The organism is Aureispira anguillae (assembly GCF_026000115.1).
GTDB classification, from domain to species: Bacteria; Bacteroidota; Bacteroidia; order Chitinophagales; family Saprospiraceae; genus Aureispira; species Aureispira anguillae.
Genome location: NZ_AP026867.1, coordinates 1,707,876 through 1,728,622 on the forward strand (window position 1 = coordinate 1,707,876; position 20,747 = coordinate 1,728,622).

Annotated in this window: 10 protein-coding genes; 9 read left to right on the plus strand and 1 reads right to left on the minus strand. The window is 37.2% G+C overall.

What is annotated here, in order from left to right:
* The first annotated feature begins 291 nt into the window (after positions 1 to 291).
* The 9 genes from AsAng_RS06475 to AsAng_RS06515 are packed head-to-tail and all read left to right on the plus strand — an operon-like array spanning position 292 to position 19,425.
* Complete coding sequence (locus AsAng_RS06475; RefSeq protein WP_264791978.1) at positions 292 to 10,503, plus strand: T9SS type A sorting domain-containing protein; 10,212 nt, start codon at positions 292 to 294, stop codon at positions 10,501 to 10,503.
* A 56-nt stretch (positions 10,504 to 10,559) separates the two neighbouring features.
* Positions 10,560 to 12,041: a T9SS type A sorting domain-containing protein gene (locus AsAng_RS06480; RefSeq protein ID WP_264791979.1), complete on the plus strand. Its 1,482-nt coding sequence runs from the start codon at positions 10,560 to 10,562 to the stop codon at positions 12,039 to 12,041.
* A complete protein-coding gene (locus AsAng_RS06485) occupies positions 11,993 to 12,451 on the plus strand; it encodes a T9SS type A sorting domain-containing protein (protein WP_264791980.1) in 459 nt (152 codons plus the stop codon). The genes AsAng_RS06480 and AsAng_RS06485 overlap by 49 nt, the downstream gene beginning before the upstream one ends.
* 56 nt (positions 12,452 to 12,507) lie before the next feature.
* The gene (locus AsAng_RS06490; protein WP_264791981.1) at positions 12,508 to 13,983 is read left to right on the plus strand and encodes a T9SS type A sorting domain-containing protein; all 1,476 of its coding nucleotides are present in this window, start codon (positions 12,508 to 12,510) and stop codon (positions 13,981 to 13,983) included.
* On the plus strand, positions 13,980 to 15,746 hold the full coding sequence (locus AsAng_RS06495) for a T9SS type A sorting domain-containing protein (RefSeq protein ID WP_264791982.1): 1,767 nt from the start codon (positions 13,980 to 13,982) through the stop codon (positions 15,744 to 15,746). The genes AsAng_RS06490 and AsAng_RS06495 overlap by 4 nt, the downstream gene beginning before the upstream one ends.
* A gap of 58 nt (positions 15,747 to 15,804) precedes the next feature.
* Positions 15,805 to 17,286, plus strand: a complete 1,482-nt coding sequence (locus AsAng_RS06500; RefSeq protein WP_264791983.1) for a T9SS type A sorting domain-containing protein — start codon at positions 15,805 to 15,807, stop codon at positions 17,284 to 17,286.
* Positions 17,238 to 17,705 carry a T9SS type A sorting domain-containing protein gene (locus tag AsAng_RS06505; RefSeq protein ID WP_264791984.1) on the plus strand — a complete coding sequence of 156 codons (468 nt, stop codon included), beginning with the start codon at positions 17,238 to 17,240 and terminating at the stop codon, positions 17,703 to 17,705. Before AsAng_RS06500 ends, AsAng_RS06505 begins: the two co-directional genes overlap by 49 nt.
* A gap of 56 nt (positions 17,706 to 17,761) precedes the next feature.
* Entirely contained in the window at positions 17,762 to 19,243 is a 1,482-nt protein-coding gene (locus AsAng_RS06510) for a T9SS type A sorting domain-containing protein (protein WP_264791985.1), read from the plus strand.
* On the plus strand, positions 19,240 to 19,425 hold the full coding sequence (locus AsAng_RS06515) for a hypothetical protein (protein ID WP_264791986.1): 186 nt from the start codon (positions 19,240 to 19,242) through the stop codon (positions 19,423 to 19,425). Before AsAng_RS06510 ends, AsAng_RS06515 begins: the two co-directional genes overlap by 4 nt.
* A 639-nt stretch (positions 19,426 to 20,064) precedes the next feature.
* On the opposite strand, the gene AsAng_RS06520 is transcribed toward AsAng_RS06515, so the two are convergent.
* Positions 20,065 to 20,724: a YceI family protein gene (locus AsAng_RS06520; protein WP_264791987.1), complete on the minus strand. Its 660-nt coding sequence runs from the start codon at positions 20,722 to 20,724 to the stop codon at positions 20,065 to 20,067.
* Positions 20,725 to 20,747: the final 23 nt, after the last annotated feature.

Here is a 20,747-nt window from a genome sequence, read left to right on the forward strand (position 1 = left end):
ACACAGCATAACAGCACTAAAAACGCTATATTTATGCATTTTTAAATGAGATATAAATAAAAAAGGATTTAATTGAACTTTTTTGAAATAATTAGAGTTGTACAAAATACCCCCAAACAAACATTCCCTCCTTAAAATAGACTAAGACAGCAGATAAACAAGTATAGCATTGTTATGCCACCTGTAACATGCCTTCATGATTTAACTTCGTTACGCACCATATTCTTATGGTGATAGTGAATCCATCATGAGGACTTATTTGTAAACCATGAAAACGCTTAAACCTTCTGTATGAAAACAATTCTCTTTATTGTAATGGTATGCTTATGGCACGCCTTTGCATCAGCTCAGACCTCGCTTACTTTTGATGGGGTAGACGATTACACCCATGTCAATTATTACCCCCAATTAGATTTGGGGACAGGAAATTTCACCTTAGAAGCCATGCTCTCTACGGTAGATTTTAGCCTTTCCGATACTTTGACCCTTTTTTCGCAACGCAACCAAGCCTCCAACCAAGGACTTCGCTGGTCGCTAACCAATAATGCCATTCTTCTTCAAATAGGAAGCATGAGCTATTCCATCAACCATAGCTTTACAGGCTGTAGCCATTTAGCCATCGTTCGAGAAAACGGAACGTTGCTTTTTTATGCCGACCATCTGCTTCTCGGAACACAGGTACTAGTAGGTACGGTAAGTACCACGTGTATCAATTGTGACTTGTGGATGGGAAAAGACGTAGACAACAGTGATTTTTTTAAAGGGAGCTTAGACGAACTTCGAATCTGGGATATAGCCAGAAGTAGTGCCAATATTGCCTCCTATGAACTAAGCTGTTTGGATTCTACGAGCATAGCGCATTCTAATTTGGTTGGTTACTGGAATTTTGAAGAAAACACAGGGCAATTTGCCAATAATTTAAGCAGTGTGGCGCATTATGCTCGTTTGGGCAGTACCTTTTATGCAGATAGCAATGACCCAACATGGACTTCAACCAGTTGTCTATCGAGTGCCTGCTATACCACAGGGCTTGCGGACTTTACCTTGAGTGATAACAATCCCAAAGAAGCAGACCTCGTCACTTTATACAATAACAGTGCAGGAGGAGCGGTTGCTTTTTGGTGCATTAATGGCGATACCACTCTATCGGTTAATTCTTTGCAATATGCTTTTCCTTTGGGGATGAACATCATTCAATTGGCAGTGAATACGGCTAGTGGATTGACGGTTCGGACGTTTTTGTTGGATGTAAAACGCCCCAAATATCCTTGTGGGGCAGATGAACTTCTAGAGTGGAGGCGATTAAACGACCCACTCTCAAATTATGGTTCTTCTTTGCAAGTTTTAAATATGATAAGAAACGCTAATGCAGCGCCTCCACAAGATAGCATCTATTACATTCCTGTTGTATTTCATGTGATAGCCGATAATCAGGCAAGGTTAAGTAGTTTCCCAAACACTAGAATACAAGAACAGTTAGATACCTTAAATGCACATTTTTCTAAAAATAATACCAATGTTATTTTTTGTCTAGCAGAGAATTTACCAACCGATATTCCACAAAATCAATGGTCAAGTTTTGGGACAGCAGCAACACCTGGACTACCAGGAATAACCTATACATTAGATACGCTTCATCAAATCACTACCATTAATTTTGCCCAAAATAGGATTTTAACAGGATTGGCTAATAACTTACCTTTTAAGCCCGAAGAGTATCTGAGTGTTTATATAACAGACAGTGTCTTGTTACCCGATTCGACTCCTGTTTTAGGCGTATCAGCTGTTGGACCTAGTTTTCAAGTATCTGATGGAATTGGAATTCAATATGAAGCTTTTGTTGGTGGAACGGCTGCTCCATTAGGAAAAGTTTTGATACATGAAGCGGGGCATTGGCTGGGCTTGTATCATGTTTTTGATGATGGTTTTAATGGAGATGGTATTTGTGATACGTATACACAACCTATCCCCACACAAGATGTTGTACCTTCAATCTTAAACTGTGATAGTAGTTATAGTGGAACAATTTGCCCTCCAGGAATTCCTTACAATCAAGGAGAAAATCACATGGATTATCATCTTGAAACTTGTTTAGACTTTTTTAGCCCTGGGCAAGTTAATGCCATGAACCGATTATTAGATATAGGGCGTCCATTTATTCATTCAGAATTAAATCTTATTAATACAGGAGTACAAAAAGTAGGGGGATGTTTGGATACAACCAACTTAACAGCTTCGTTTGCTATTTCCGCTAATGGTGTTTGCGCAGGCGAGTCCTTATTGCTCAATGGAGCGGTTATAGATTATGATTCTTGGCAATGGTCTGTGAATTGGGATGCTACAAAAAATGATAACCAACCCATGCCTACTGGAGCAATGATAACGCTATCCAACGATAGTGGCTCTATAAGTTCTCCAATGACTTCTGTCCTTATTTCTGAACCAGGTATTTGGGATATTAGCCTTACGGTAATGCATCTAGACACGAGTACAGGAGCTACGATTCCTATAACAATTAGCGATACGGTAGCGGTAACGATACTAGACTGTACGGTTAGTGATCAAAGATACCGTATTACCACTACATTTGATAGTAGTGATTGGCAGTTGAGCATGGTTTCTATTGATGCTGTAGAAGCCTCCTTAGGTGATACGACCCAAGGATATATCCTAACAGGAACATCCCAAAAAGATTCAATAGAGGTAGGGGTTTTAATGCAAGTTGATTTATTAGGAATTAACCAATGGCGTAAAACAATTCGCTCTGCTTATGGAGCGGTTCGTTTGTTTGATGTTGTTTCTGGTGTGAATTATAATGGGTTAACCGACTGTTATGCGTTAACAGGACATGTAAATACAGGCAACACAACCAACTTATTATTTATTATTACCAATAAACAAGGTACCGTTTTATACCAAGAAAATTACCCCATGGAAAATGGAGGAATACCTCTTGCTCATACAGCAGGTTTCCAAGTGATTCAATTATCTAGTGCATTCAATAACCAATTTGCCATTGTAGGAGTGACAGGAGAAGGAGTAGATACAACTGCCCCTAAATCAGGATTTATCGTTGGTATAGATCCTACCTTAGGGCTTGGGAATTCCTTAGTTTGGAGCCATTTTTATGAATCTACAGCACCAACCGTTCGGTACGATTATGATATTCTTGAAAGCGTGGTAGAAATAAAAGCAGATTTTGGAAATGGACTAGAAGCGGCTTTAGTAGTTGGAGGAAATTCAAACCGACCTTTGGTTCAAAAATCATCTGGAGCATTTATTAGTTGTTTGACCGTTGCAGGGCAAGTTGTAACTCAAAAATGGCGAAAAAATATACAATCAGCGGGGAATAATGTTGGGTATTCAACCATGGTTGCAATTGCTTACGGAGCAAATCGCTTATTTGGCATTTGTTACAGTGAACTTTCCCATGGTTCTTTTCTTTTTGAGTTAGAAAAAACGACAGGAGATTTAGGCGCTATTGCTGAAATAGGAAATTTTGGTGCCCATGAACTATTAGTAGATAGTGGTTCTTGTGTAATATCAGGGAGAGGTATTACCACTCGTGAATTAATGGCAATGAAAGTAGGATTACCTGTTCTTAATGCCAACACGTGGAATACAGCAAGTTCTGCCATTATTAGAACCTATTCAGATACTTATTTGGCACCATCTTGGAATGGACTGTATCGCCAAGAGGAAGCCTTTTTATCCAAACCTCAAAATCTAGTTGTGTCACCCAATGGAGGTTATATGCTAATCAATGAAATGAGTTTATCTCCTCTGATCGTTATTGCCAATGGACTTAGTCCAATTCAACTGGCTATTAATAAATTAGATAATGTATTGGTTAGTGCCTGTATAGGAACCGCCAATACTTTATTAAGAGGAATCATAACACAGATCGACTTTCCCACAATTACTGACTCTATCCATTTGGGCGTAAATTATGATACAGCAACCGTTCATGATTCTTTAAATTCTTTTGTATGTTTTGACCCTTATTGCGGTGCTGTAAACGCTCAATTTTCTTTTCAGAAATGTGCACAGGATAGTTTGTTACTAACAAGCGCATTATCTGCTATAGGAGATTATAGTTATCAATGGAGTCCTTCTATTCATTTGAGCAATGATACGATTCTAGAACCAATAACAACAACGCCAGTCAATCAGGTTTACAGGTTGGTAATAACAGAAAATAGCACAGGCTGCCAAGTATCTGATGCTGAGTACACTGTTTACGCCTTACAAGATGATACCTTAGAATTTAACATTCCTTGTCTAGGAATTGATACAAATTTATATTCTTATAATACAAACAGTAATGAAAATGAAATTAACTTAAGTTATTTACTAACAAGTTCAAGCATACCACAAGGTGGCAAATGGCTTTTCCCTGGGACAATAAATGCTTCTATTGATACGGTTGGAGATGATTTATTACATTTTAGTGGTACTTTAAGCGCTTTTAGTGAACTTCATTACCAATTTGGAATGTGTAAGAATCAAATAGCTATTTTTAACTTGGGTTTAAATGCTGCTATTTCAGGTGCCTCATCTAGGACTGTTTGTAGTGGTGAAACCATTACATTTCAAGGAGCCAATAGTGTAGGATGGACACATCAATGGTTTATAATTCCTCCAACAGGAGGAGGCTTTGTAGCAGGAGTGGGGCCCAACCTCACTTATACATTTACTTATGATACCACTCTTTCTTCAACCTCACATGGATATATAGTATTCCATCGTGTTGGGACTCCTTGTGCCGTTGATAGCTTATTGTATGCTCCCCCGCCTAATTTTTCAAATTTTGAAGAGGTTTTTGTTAGGGTATACAATGCCTTGGCAAATATTAGCCTAGATACTTGTGCAGGGATTCTAAATGTATCCCCCAATAGCCCAACCGATACCATCCAATGGTACGAAGTCAATAGTGGTCTAATAACAGGAGCAACAAGCCATAATTATCAGCCATTAACCAACGGCTCTTATTATGCAACGGTTCAAACAGAACACTGTGATTTTACTAGTGACACCTTTCATTACACCATTCCTTTACCCATTGCAAGTACAGCAAGTGTAAGTTCCAATTACAATGGAGTGGACATCTCTTGTTATGGCGCAGCAGATGGAACAGCAACGGTTACGGTTAATAACGGGTTGGCACCTTATAGCTACTTATGGTCTAATGGAGACAGTACTGCTATAGCGACCGATTTAGCCGCAGGAAGCTATCAAGTAAGCGTCATAGATGCCTGTTTGGATACGACAGTAGCTACTGTCAACCTAACAGCACCGCCCCTTTTACTCGTAACAGTAGACAGCATGAAACAGGTCAGTTGTTTTGGAGGCAGTGATGCTACAATCCATGTAACAGGAACAGGCGGAACACCAACCTACAGCTATTTATGGTCGAATGGAGACAGTACCACTATCGCTACAGGTTTAGCCGCAGGAGTAGCAATTGTGAGCTTAACCGATAACAATGGTTGTCAGACAACGGCTGTGGTAACCATTACAGAGCCTAATCCGATTAGCATCAGCATCAACACCATTATCCCTATTAGCTGTGCAGGAGCCAATGATGGACAAGCTACTGCCATGGCAACAGGTGGAACCATGCCTTATAGCTATTTATGGTCGAATGGAGAGACCAACGCCACCGCAACACAATTGGTCGTTGGTAGCAATACGGTCACCATTACCGATGCCAATCAATGTACTGCATCAAGGTCAATGACCTTGGCACAACCAGCACCGTTAAATCTTGCCTTGCAAGTGATCAATAGCCTTAATTGTAGCTATGACAGCAACGGTCAAATACAGGTTGTCCCAACAGGAGGCACAACGCCGTATACTTATCAATGGAGCAATGGACAAAGCAATGCCCTAATTACAGGGCTTTCTATGGGTACTTATACCGTCACTGTTACTAGTGCCAACAATTGTAGCAATATAGATTCTATTACGCTAAGCAGTCCCGCACTGCCTACAGTTATCAGCACAGCTAGCCCTGTATCTTGTTATGGGTTTACTGATGGGCAAATAGCCACAAGCGTCAGTGGAACTACTGCGCCTTACAGCTATTTGTGGTCCAATAATAGTACGAATGCAACCGCTACAGGATTGGCAAGTGGCTTACACAGCGTCACCATTACCGATGTGAATGGTTGTACGATTACGAATGTTGATACGCTAACAGAGCCAACTCTTGTACAAAGAACCATCAGCAATACAACTATCACCTGCCCTAATGGAAATGATGGTCAAGCGTCTATACTTGTCTCAGGAGGAACTGCTCCCTATTCTTATTCTTGGTCTAATGGTGGGACAAATAGCTCAATTACTAGCTTAACAGCAGGTTTATATACGGTAACCGTAGCGGATGCCAATAATTGCACCACTGTAGATTCGATAAACATCACAGCTCCTACCATCAATAGTACGGCGAATAGTACGCCAGTAAGTTGCTATGGAGGCAATGATGGAAGTGTAACGGTTGTTGTAACAGGAGGAACCGCTCCCTATGTTTACAGTATTGATGGAACAAACTTTCAGTCTTTAGGAACCTTTACAAATCTGGGAGCAGGACTAGATACCATAACCATAATAGATGCAAATGGCTGTATAACAATCCAGCCCATAACGATACTCGAGCCTACTCCAATCACCTCAACGATCAATACCATGAATGCCGTTACTTGTAGTTATGGTACAGATGGTACAATAGAAGTCGTTCCAACAGGAGGCACAACGCCGTATACCTATCAATGGAGCAATGGACAAAACAATGCTCTTATCTCAGGGCTTTCTACGGGTACTTATACGGTCACCATTATAGATGCCAACAATTGTAGCCATACGGATTCTATTACGCTAAGCAGTCCCGCACTGCCTACGGTTATCAGCACGGCTAGCCCTGTATCTTGTTATGGGTTTGCTGACGGACAAATAACCACAAGCGTCAGTGGAACTACCGCACCTTATAGTTATTTATGGTCAAATAATAGCACCAATGCAACCGCTACAGGATTGGCAAGTGGCTTACACAGCGTCACCATTACCGATGTAAATGGCTGTACAATTACGAGTGCTGAAACCGTGACCCAACCCAATGCTTTAAATGCAGTACTCAGTAGTACGCCAATCAATTGCATCAGCGCCAATAGTGGAAGTATTAACAGCTTGATAAGTGGCGGGAGCAGCCCATATACCTATCTGTGGTCGAATGGAGCAAGCAGTCAAGCTATTTCAGGACTCACCGCAGGTACCTACTGTATCACTGTAAGTGATGCAAACGGCTGTACCTTTACCGACTGTGATTCTATAATGCCGCTAAATAGTCCTTTATCTATTGTTAAAACCGTAGATAAAGACAGCATTGTGCCCTATGATACGGTTTGTTATCGTATATTAGTAACCAACCATTGCCAAACGAGCCATAACATCGTTGTAACAGATACCTTAGCCATGGGCTTATTGGTGAATGCTTTAGGGAACTTTCATTATGATACAAACACAGGCGTTTTGATAGATACGGCAACCATAGCAGCAGGAATGACCGATACCCTTGCCTTTAAAGTGCGGGTATTAAGGACCCCTCGATGCGATAGTATGAATAGTATTCTAAATCAAGCCCATGCCTTTGAACTGGGGAACCCAAGCCAATCGGTAAGCGATGAGGTTCGCATCTGGGTACAAGATACCTTTGCGAGCAATTGTACTCCTTTACTTGATACCATCTCCTTTAGTGCTGCGATACAAGCAGGAGAGCTATTGGATGCAGGCACGGCTCAAACAACCAATCAAACCGTAACTATCACAGGGGTTTGGCGAGTAGACCCTGGAACAAGCTATCACTTTACCAGTGGTTCAGTTGTTCGGATGAATCCAGGAGCGCAAATCATTGTATCATCTGGAGCAAGCTTAGTCCTCAACAATGCAACCGTTCGAGCGGCTTGCACCAACTGTATGTGGCAACGCATTTTGGTAGAAGGTGGCGGACGCTTAACCACCAGAAACAATACCATTCTTAGAGATGCCCAATATGCGATACAAGCAGCGGACAATTCAGAGTTGAGAAGAATCTCCAAAACAACGTTCCGAAATAACTTTATTGGAATATATGTAGCACCCAATGGCAGCAACAATGTTTTGGTGGGGCGTTTTGCCAACAATAGCTTTTCGGCATCAGGAATTCCTGCCCCCTTTGTTGGAGCAGCAAGTACCCCATCTTTGGACATCAATGGAGATACCGTACAATTGGCAGTCCCTCCACCCCATCCAACCAACCTTGTTATGGGCTTGGCAGGGATTTTAGCCTGGGACATTCCAGCGCTGAATCTCAATCTGCCTACAGCTACGCCTTCCAATACTTTCCAACGAGTCGTCGCAGGAATTGTATTGTTTAACACCAATTTTTCCACCAATTCTTGCTTATTCAAGCGCATTACGAGCGATGCTGTTTACCCATCTAGCCTAGCCTATCAAGGCTGTGGGATTCATGTTCGAGCAGCTGGAGCATTGGGGGTGAACAATATTTTGGTGGAAAGCTGTGAGTTTAACAGTTGTGACATAGGTATTTCAGGGATAGGACTGGGCATACAAGCCTATCACAATACCATGAGTAGAATCAGTGATATGGGCATTCGTTCCATTAATCTTTTTGATACCAGACTTTACGCTCGTTTTAATCATTTTACCAAAATGAGAAGACTGGGCATTGGGGTCTTCAACCCACTTAGTCCTAGTGACATCTGGATAGATCAAAATGAAATAGCCATGCGTACAGCAGCAGGGCAAGGGGCTGGTATACTGATTAATGACAGCCCCCTAACAGGAGCCGCTTCTTCTTTGAGAATTTCTAGCAATACCTTAGAAGCCAACCAAGCGCAAAATGGCATTGTGGTGAGCAATCATAACAATAGTGCTGTTAATTTGATTGGCGTAATTCAGAATAATACCATCACTATGAAAGGCGCTAGCCCTGAACGTGCAGGGATTAGTGTACTCAATAGTCGTCTTTTGGTGGAATGCAATAGCATTGAGGGCAATAGGCAAACGCTGAATGCTGCAGATGTATTTGGAATAGTGGGCGCTACCAATGCTACACTAGGGGGACAGAGTATTTATCAGTGTAATCAGGTAGATAGGACCAATATTGGGGTCTATTTTGAAGGCTTTAATAATCTGCAGTTTAGAGGGAATCGGTTTGATCGGCATGATGTTGGGCTCCTAATGGATGCTGGAGCTATTATTGGGCAGCAAGATTATAATGGTAATCTTTGGGCTGGTGGAGCTAGTCAAGATGCATGGCATCAGGGGTTAAGTAATCCTTTTATTGTATCTCAATCACAGTTCAGAATAGACCCAAGTTTTAATCCAGATATAGAACCTAATAATATAGGACAATTAGGTGGCTGGTTTGTTAGCCTGCCAGGAACTTCAAATTTTAACTGTAATAGTCCACAATTAATTTGTGGTTCTCCTTTATTGAGATTAGCTAATTCCAATCCAACTAATAATGTGAATGTAGTAGATCATACTATTGCTAATGGAGGATTAAGTGCTATAAAGGTAACAGAGTATAATGGGAAAAGAGCCTTGTTTAGAAAATTATCAACAAATCCAAACTTAGCCACAAATAGCTCAAGCTCTAATATTCAAAGCTTTATAAGCAATCATCAAAGTTCCTGTATAGAGCATTTTGATCATATTGTAGATCAATGCTCGCAGGCACTTACTATAAGCTCAATAGATTCTACTCTGTTAGATAGTTTAAAAAATACCTGTGCTTGTTATTTAGATTCTTTACAATGTTTAGACTCAACTTTGTGCGTAAATTATACAACTGTAACAGCAAATAAAAGGACTGCTTTAGTTAATAATTTAAGCACAACCCTTCAGCAAGAGCAAGCTTTTCTGAATAATTTAAGTATTCAACAACAAACAGCATTAATACCAGTGTTGAATGCTAACAATGGGTTTAATACAGCTATTACACATGAATTTTTAGAAAAAGAAGTCAATAATATTTACTTGAATACTCTAGCTAGAGGAAAGCTTTCTTTTAGCAGTAGACAACTCAGCACATTAAGAATGATTGCTGCTTACTGCCCACAAGAAGGAGGGATTGCTGTTCACCAAGCCAGAGGAATGCTTTCTATGATAGAGAATGTTGATTTATTAAACTTTGATTGTCGTTCTAATTTTCGCTCTAAGTCAACAAAACAAGATCATGCTACTGTAAATGATAAATGGGAAGTAATCTTATCCCCCAATCCAACAAGGAATGGCATAACAATACAAAGTAATCTTGTTTTAGAAGATAACACTCTAGTAGAAATCTATAATGCATTAGGACAAAAAGTAAAAACGATATCTATTAATGAAAATACGAAAAGTATAAAAATAGATACTCATTCATTTTTAGATGGTGTATATCTCATGCATCTTAAAAATCAAAATAATACAATAATAAAAGCCTTTATTGTGGCGAAATAATTAACCTAGCCCAAAGAGATAAATTCTATTTCTTTGGGCTTTTTTATCTTTTTTAAATGAAATATTTTTTTATCCTATTTAGTTTGGGTTTTTTTTCAAGTTGTTTTGCACAACAATATGATAAGAACTGGTTACTAGGAGGTCATACAGCTTTGCCTTCTGCTAAAGCTGCCTTTTCTTCGAGTACCTTAATAATAGACACTTTAATTAGAAATATGCCTATAACTCGTACAGCTCTTTCTATGTCAGATAGTCTAGGGAATCTAATTTTTTATTCTAATGGAATAAAAGTCCATAATGCCCAGCATCAGTTAATGCAAAATGGAGATAGTTTAAATCCTGGACAAATAGCGAATAATAATAGTGTTATAGGCTATACTATTAATGAAGGAATAATATCAATTCCTCACCCAAGCCAAGCTAACAAATACTATATATTTCATCAAGCAGCAACTTATACAAGCGTCGTAGCAGGATTTGCTGAAAAACTCTATTATACTCTAATAGATATGAATGCTAATGGAGGTTTAGGAAAAGTAGAAAAAAAGAATCAAATTTTATTAGAAAATGATTCTATGTGTGGAGGACAATTAGAAGTAGTCAAGCATGGTAATGGTAGAGATTGGTGGCTTATTCAACCAATGAGTGGTTCTAATGGTTATCATATTTTTTTGATTGAAGGAAATGCTATTAATTACCATCACAAACAATACCTTGGTGCTTCTAAAATATTAGGGAGCGAGGTAGCAGGACAAGCTACATTTAGCCATGATGGAAATAAATATTTTAGATATGACTATAGAAATGACTTAGATATTTATGATTTTGATAGATGTACAGGGTTGCTTTCTAATTATTTGCACATACCTATTATTGACTCTATTGACAATATCACCAATAGTTTTGTTTTAACAGGAGTAGCAAGCTCACCTAATGATAGATATTTGTATGTCTCCTCTTGGATATATCTTTATCAATTTGATTTATGGGCATCTAACATTGCTGCATCAATAGATACTGTGGCTGTTTATGATAATTATAAAATAGGAAACCTTCCAACTCTATTTGGTTTTATACAATCTGCCCCAAATGGCAAAATATATAGCATGATAAGTAGTGCTCCATATTTACATGTTATCAATAATCCTAATATAGGAGGAATAGGCTCTAATACGATTCAAAGGGCAGTAAACATATACTATAATAATTCTCATATTCCCAATCTACCCCACTACAGAACCCCAACCCTATCAGGTTCAGCCTGTGATACCATCACAAGTATAGAAACTGTAGAAACACCAGAAAAAGAGATCCAAATTTACCCCAATCCAACCAGTGGACTAGTGTATATAGAAGCCGTACAAGAGATAGAGCAACTATCCATCCATGATGCACTAGGGCGAGAAGTATATTGGTATAATCAACCTAGACAACAAGGAATAACATTAGATACCCAACAATGGGAAAATGGGATTTATTATATCAGTATATGGCTAGATGGAAAAATCATACAAGAAAAAATACAAGTATTGCGATGATGTACTCTACTAGTCAATTATCCGTATTGAGGTTAATTGCTTATGATTGCCCACAAGCAAGAGGAGTGTTATCTCAAGTAGAAGATGTGAATTTCTTAGATTTTGATTGTTCTTCTAATTTACGTTCTAAGCCAATGGAGCAAGAAGAAGCATCAACAAGTGAATGGGAAATTACTTTATATCCAAATCCTACAGATGATAAATTGACAATTGAAAGTAATCAAATACTAGAGAATACAACCACGATTGAAATATATAATTCTCTAGGTCAGCAAATTAAAGTTATTACAATCAAAGAGGATATACAGAGTATAAGCATCGATGCTAGTTCATTAATAGATGGCGTCTATATCATGCGTTTAAAAAATGGAGCTAATGTGAAAACCAAAGCATTCGTAGTATCTAAATAAAAAATTAAGTCCAAATGCAGAGCAGTCTGTATTTGGACTTTTTACATCCAGAAAATATGAAATATTTAATACTTACAATCAGTCTATTTTATTTTTCAAATACACGAGGACAACAGCATGATAACACATGGATGTTATCCCAAGAATATGGAAATTTATCCACTCAAGTAGAATTTTTACCAACTGTTACAACTGATACAGCTATTAGGAATTTAAAAATATCAAAGACTAATTTAACTGTTTCAGATAGTTTAGGAAATCTTTTATTTTATACAAATGGTATTAAAATTTACAATACCCAATATCAATTAATGCAAAATGGAAATGGACTGAACCCTGGGCAGTTAGCAACAAATAGTACAAATGGCTATCCTTATGTAGAAGCAATTACAAGCATCCCTCATCCAGTACAAGCTAATAAATATTATGTTTTTCATCAAGGTGTATCTTACAGTAGTGCTTTAGATGGTTTTGCAGAAAAACTCTACTATACTTTAGTGGATATGAATGCAAATGGAGGTTTAGGTAGAGTAGATAAAAAGAATCAAGTCTTATTAGAAAATGACTCGATGTGTGTAGGTCAATTAGAAGTTGTCAAACATGGTAATGGTAGAGATTGGTGGCTAATACAACCGATGGCATACTCCAATGGCTATTATATTTTTTTAATAGCAGATAGTACTATTACTTACCATCATAAACAATACATAGGCAATGTTAGTCTTCATGACTCTGAATTTATAGGACAAGCCACATTTACCCATCAAGGTGACAAGTATTTTAGATATGACCAAGAAAACGACTTAGATATGTTTGATTTTGATAGGTGCACAGGGTATTTAGCTAATTATGAACATATCCCAGTACAAGACTCGGCAGACAATGTAGCTGGTGGTTTTTTTATGGGCGTAGCTGTGTCACCCAATGATAGGTATTTGTATGTGTCTTCTTATATTTATATGTATCAATTTGATTTATGGGCTTCTAATATTGCTAGTACCAGAGATACTGTAGGAGTCTATGACAACCACTTACATATAGGAATTTTTCAAACATTTTTTGGGTCTATACAAACTGCTCCAGACGGAAAAATATATAGTGTATCTTTTGGTTCACCTTATCTTCATGTCATCAATAATCCTAATGTCGGTGGTGTAGGTTGTGATGTAGTACAAAGAGGACAGAATCTTTTATTTATCAATAGTCATATTCCCAACTTCCCCCACTACAGAACCCCAGCCCTATCAGGTTCAGCCTGTGATACCATCACAAGTATAGAAACTGTAGAAACACCCGAAAAAGAGATCCAAATTTACCCCAATCCAACCAGTGGACTAGTGTATATAGAAGCCGTACAAGAGATAGAGCAACTATCCATCCATGATGCACTAGGGCGAAAAGTATATTGGTATCATCAACCTAGACAACAAGGGATAACATTAGATACCCAACAATGGGATAATGGGATTTATTATATCAGTATATGGCTAGATGGAAAAATTGTTCAAGAAAAGATACATGTATTGAGATGAGGTATGCTAATCATCAATTATCTGTTTTGCATTTTTCTGACAGCCCCCTAACAGGAGCCGCTTCTTCTTTGAGAATTTCTAGTAATACCTTAGAAGCCAACCAAGCGCAAAATGGCATTGTGGTGAGCAATCATAACAATAATGCTGTTAATTTGATTGGCGTAATTCAGAATAATACCATCACTATGAAAGGCGCTAGTCCTGAACGTGCAGGGATTAGTGTACTCAATAGTCGTCTTTTGGTGGAATGCAATAGCATTGAGGGCAATAGGCAAACGCTGAATGCTGCTGATGTCTTTGGAATTGTGGGCGCTACCAATGCTACACTAGGGGGACAGAGTATTTATCAGTGTAATGCTGTGGATAGAACCAATATTGGGGTCTATTTTGAAGGGTTTAATAATCTGCAGTTTAGAGGGAATCGGTTTGATCGGCATGAAACTGGATTGTTGTTGGAGAGTAATGCGGTTATTGGGGTGCAACGAACGAACTTACCGAATGGTAACCAAGAATTACACGGTAATAGATGGACTGGAAATACAACTGAAGATGCTCAAAATTTTAATTTGGCTAATCTGCCAGCATCAGTATTTTTTATTGATTTGAGCATTCCGAATAATGTGCCAAATAATTTTGGACCAACTGGAACTTTACCCCCTACATGGTTTACGCCTCAATTTGGTACAAATACTTTTGATTGTAATACACCACAACTGATTTGTAGGGCACCTTTGTTGGCTTCTCCATTCTTTAGTACAATAAGTAGTAATAATATTTCTTTATTGACAGCAAGAGACAGTTCTTTAGCTTTAGGTACATTTACTACAACTGCTTATACTCCAAATGCAAGATATACAGGACAAAGAGGTTTATACAGAAAGTTAGTAGGAAATCCAAGTTTACAGCAAGGAATATTTAGCAATTTTGTGACGACTTGTCAGACAAATTGTATAGGGCATTCTGATAATGTAAGTGAGCAATGTAAACAAGCATTCAGTATCATTTTTACAGATTCTTTAGTTTTAGATAGCTTGAAAAAAGTATGTAATTATTACTTGGACACGTTATCTTGTTTGGATTCTATGTTAGCTGTTAATTATAACATTAATACAGCAAATACAAGAACTAACTTTACTCAACAACTGATTACAGTCTCTAATCAGAGACAGGCATTATTATCAAATGTAAATAACCAACAACAGGCAAGTCTAACTCCTATTTGTAATGTGAATAATAGCATTAGTACGATTGTTAAACATGAGTTGTTTGAACAGCAAGTAAATGATATATACTTGAATACAGTTGCTAAAGGAATCTTGGAATATAGTAATAGCCAATTATCTATTTTGAGATTGATAGCATCTGATTGTCCACAGGAAGGAGGGAAAGCAGTACACACTGCAAGAGGAATGCTGTCAAGAATAGAAGATGTGAATTTTTTAGATTTTGATTGTAGCTCAAATTTACGTTCTAAGCCAATGGAGCAGAGCAATGAAAATACAAATACAATTGATATATGGGAAGTCATATTATATCCAAATCCAACAGATGATAAATTGACTGTTGAAAGTAATCAAATACTTGAGGGTGAAACAACAATTGAGATTTACAACTCTTTGGGGCAACAAGTACAAATATTAACCATTGAGGAAGATATACAAAGCATTAACATTGATGCGAGTTCTTTATTAGATGGTGTCTACATTATGAGGTTGAAAAACGGAAATAATAGCAAAACAAAGGCTTTTGTAGTCTCCAAATAAATAAACCTAGCCCAAATGCAGTTTTTATATTGTGTTTGGGATTTTTATATCGATAAATATGAAATATTTTATATCAATAATCATTCTATTTTATTTTTCAAATGTAATAGCCCAAAAACATGATAATATTTGGTTAGTTGGAAGTTATGACCCATCAAGTCAAATAGAGTTTAATAGTACTTCTTTCAGTCTTGATACTGTAAATAAAGGAGGGATGGAGGGATTTAGAGCAATGACCTCTATCTGTGATAGTTTAGGGAATTTATTATTTTATACCAATGGGATTTGGGTGAATAATCATCAGCATCAGATGATGGATAATGGAGATAGTTTGAATCCTGGATTAGTAGCAGATGATTTTAGAACAGCAGGATATCCAACATGTAACAGTATCATTATCCTTCCACATCCAGTACAAATGAATAAATATTACATCTTTCATCAGTCGATTACTTATCCATCACAAATTGCAGGATTTGCCGAGCATTTATATTATAGCTTAATAGATATGAATGCTAATGGAGGTTTGGGAAGAGTAGAATTGAAGAATCAAATTTTAGTCTCAGATAGTCTGTCTATGGGACAAATACATGCAGTGAAGCATGCAAATGGTAGAGATTGGTGGTTGATACAAGGAAAAGGACATTCCATAGGATTTTATACTTTTTTAGTCCATGAGAATCAAATTACTTTAGAACATGAGCAATATATAGGTGATACTAGTAGAATAGGAGGCGGAGCAGAATGGAAAGGACAAGCTGTGTTCTCCTCACAAGGCGATAAATATGTACGTTATGATTATTTGAATGACTTGGACATTTATGATTTTGATAGATGCATAGGTTTATTATCCAATAATGTCCATATTGCAATCCAAGACTCTGCGGATTTTAATGGAGGTGTAGGAGGAGTAGCCGTATCACCAAGTGGGCAGTATTTGTATTTAGCTTCTTCCTTAGATTTATATCAATTTAACTTATGGACTACAAATATAGAAAGTACAAAAGACACTATAGCCCATGTCGATAATTTTTATCAGTTTATTCCTGCCAATAGAGCTGCTTTTAACTTTTTGCAATTAGCCCCAGATGGCAAAATATATGGTGTCGCCCCCAATACGACTTATATGCACGTGATAGAGTACCCAGACTCTGCAGGAACAGCTAGTAGTGTATTACAACATCATATCAATACCAATTTTATCAATGGCTTTTTTATGCCAAACCATCCACATTACCGCACCCCAGCCCTATCAGGTTCAGCCTGTGATACCATCACCAATACAAAAACTGTAGAAATAACAGAAAAAGAAGTACAAATCTATCCCAATCCAACCAGTAGACTAGTGTATATAGAAGCCACAGAAGGGATAGAGCGACTATCTGTTCATGATGCATTAGGGCGAGAAGTATATTGGTATCATCAACCTAGACAACAAGGAATAACATTAGATACCCAACAATGGGAAAATGGAATTTATTATCTGAGTATATGGCTAGATGGAAAAATCATACAAGAAAAGATACAAGTATTGCGATGAGGTCCTTTACTAGTCAATTATCTGCATTAAGGTTAATTGCTTATGATTGCCCACAAGAAAGAGGAATGTTATCTCAAGTAGAAGATGTGAATTTCTTAGATTTTGATTGTAGCTCGAATTTACGTTCCAAACCAATGGAAGGAAAAGATATAGAAGAAACTATATCAGATAGATGGGAAGTAGTCTTATATCCAAATCCCACAGATGATAAATTAACTATTGAAAGTGATCAAATGCTTGAAAATGAAACAACTATTGAGATTTATAATTCTATAGGACAACAAGTGCAAATCTTAACAATCAAGAAAGATGTACAAAGCATCAATATTGATGCGAGTTCATTAATGGACGGTGTTTATATCATGCGATTAAAAAATGCAGATAATAGCAAAACAAAGGCTTTTGTAGTTTCTAAATAATGAATTATGCCCAAATGCAGATAATACTGTATTGGGGCTTTTAATATTGAGTGAATATGAAGTATATAATATTAATAATCAGTTTGTTTTATTTTTCAAATGCAATAGCTCAAAAGCATGATAATATTTGGTTGGTTGGAAATAGCGATCCTTCTACTCAAATAGAATTTAATGCTACTTCTTTTACCATTGATACTATAAACAAAGGAGGAATGGAAGCATTTAGAGCGATGACTTCTATATGTGATAGTTTGGGTAATTTATTATTTTATACTAATGGAATTAGTGTTCATAATCATCAATATCAGTTAATGCAAAATGGTGATACATTGAACCCTGGTCCAATATCTGATAGTTGGTACAATACAGGTTATCCAACTTGTAATAATGTTATAATCCTTCCACACCCAGTGCAAGTCAATAAATATTATATTTTTCATCAATCTATTACTTATCCATCCCAAATTGCAGGATTTGCAGAACATCTGTATTATAGTTTGGTAGATATGAATGCCAATAATGGATTAGGAAAAGTAGAGGTAAAAAATCAAATTTTAGTATCTGATAGTTTATCAATGGGACAAGTCCATACAGTCAAACATGCGAATGGTCGAGATTGGTGGCTAATACAAGGGAAAGGAAAGTCTATAGGTTTTTATACTTTTTTGATACATGAGAATCAAATCACTTTGGAGTATGAGCAATATATAGGAGATACCAGTCGTCAGGGAGGCGGAGCGGAATGGACAGGCAAAGCTGTGTTCTCTCCACAGGGTGATAAGTATGTTCGTTGTGATTATCTAAATGATTTGGATATTTATGATTTTGATAGATGTACTGGCTTGTTATCTAATAATGTGCATATTGCTATCCAAGATTCTGCAGATATAAATCAAAGTCGTACTGCTGTTAGTATATCACCAAGTGGTCAGTATTTATATATGGCTTCATTTTTAAATTTATATCAATTTGACTTATGGGCTTCTAATATTGCAAGCAGTAAAGATACAGTAGCTAGGGTAGATAATTTTTATCAGTTTTTTCCAAATAATAGAACACTATTTAATTGTTTAGAGTTAGCACCAGATGGTAAAATATATGGCGTAGCCCCTAATACAACCTATATGCACGTGATAGAGTACCCAGACTCTGTAGGTGCAGCTTGTAGTGTTCTACAGCATCATATCAATACCAATTTTATCAATGGCTTTTTTATGCCAAACCATCCACACTACAAAAACCCAGCCCTATCAGGTTCAGCCTGTGATACCATCACCAATACAAAAACTGTAGAAATAATAGAAAAAGAAGTACAAATCTACCCCAACCCAACTAGTAATCTAGTATATATAGAAGCCGTACAAGAGATAGAGCAACTATCCATTCATGATGCATTAGGACGAGAAGTTTATTGGTATCATCAACCTAGACAACAAGGAATAACATTAGATACCCAACAATGGGAAAATGGAATTTATTATCTGAGTATATGGCTAGATGGAAAAATCATACAAGAAAAGATACAAGTATTGCGATGATGTACTCTACTAGTCAATTATCTGTATTGAGGTTGATAGCATCAGATTGTCCACAAGAAGGAGGTACAGCAGTCCATCAAGCAAGAGGAATGTTATCTCAAGTAGAAGATGTGAATTTTTTAGATTTTGATTGTTCTTCTAGTATTCATTCTAAGCCAATGGAACAAAAAGAAGAGGTATAAATGAATGAGTGGCAAGTTGTTCTTTATCCAAATCCAACAGATAAAGAGTTGACTATTGAAAGTAATCTCTTACTAGAAGAAATAATCACAATTGAGATATACAGCACTATTGGTCAGTAAGTTAAAGTCATTACAATTAAAGAAGATATACAAAACATCAGCATAGATGCAAGTTCATCAACAAAGGAAAGATATTTATACAGGATGTCTTTTGAGGTTTTAAAAGATTATTGGGGTGCCAAATCTAATTTTAAAACCCCTAGTTATATGAATAAAAAGTGGTCTGAAATTCATCCATGTATTCAGTTTTTAATTAAATAGTGGAACAAGGCATTCCACCTCAGAAGCCAACAGACTAGAACTATGCCAGTAACCTTTGTGCCACAGGCACAAGCAAACCCGAATAGTTGAAAAACTACCACTGTGCTAGTCGCTACGTTCTGTCATGATTCTAGGTTTGGTATGTTCGGTTTTTTACTAAGCTTTTGAGGCACTAGCATCAAGCTATTTGGGGTTCTCGTGCTTATGTTTTTCAACAGAACCCAAAAAGACTCAGCGAAGCTAAAATTTATGACAAAATACATACAGAAAAAAAGCCCCATCAGAAAAGATCTAAGGGGGCTTTCTATAAAATATCTATTACAGTAGAACTAAGCTGATGTCAAGGCTAAATTCATCTTTAATTGCTCGATCACCAAGGTTGCTAAAGAAACTTCCAGAGCCATATTTGATGCCAAAGGAAGTTCTATTAATGGACACCGTTGCCGTTATGATATTGCTTTTTAATTGAGCATCAAAAGTTAACGTCTGCTGGATTCCTTTGATGGTCATATCACCAGTGATGGTATAAGCATTCTTATTATGTAGGCTAACCTTTTGAATGACAAATGTTGCTTTGGGAAACTGTTTGGCATCAAAGAAATCAGAGTCCATCAAGTGCTCGGCTAATTCTGCTTTTTCGTCATGAGGCTCTTCATCTTCTTCCTCTTCTTGTCCTGCATCCATTAAATCCGAGACAACAACAGAGTTCATATCAACAGTAAAAGACCCTGAGCTAATGTTTCCATCTTTAAAATCTATTTGTCCTTCCGATAGTTGGATGGTGCCAGAATGGAAGCCCATGATTTTGTAACCTTTCCAATAAATTTTGCTTTTTTCTAGGTCAATTTTTTTTTCTCCTATTAGCTCTACAGCAGGGGTAGAGGTATTGATCGATTCATTAGGAACTTCATTAGGCGCCTCATTTTCACAGGCGGTTATAACCAAACTCAATAATAAGATTAAACTTAAATGTTTCATGATAATTTTTAATTTAAACGATT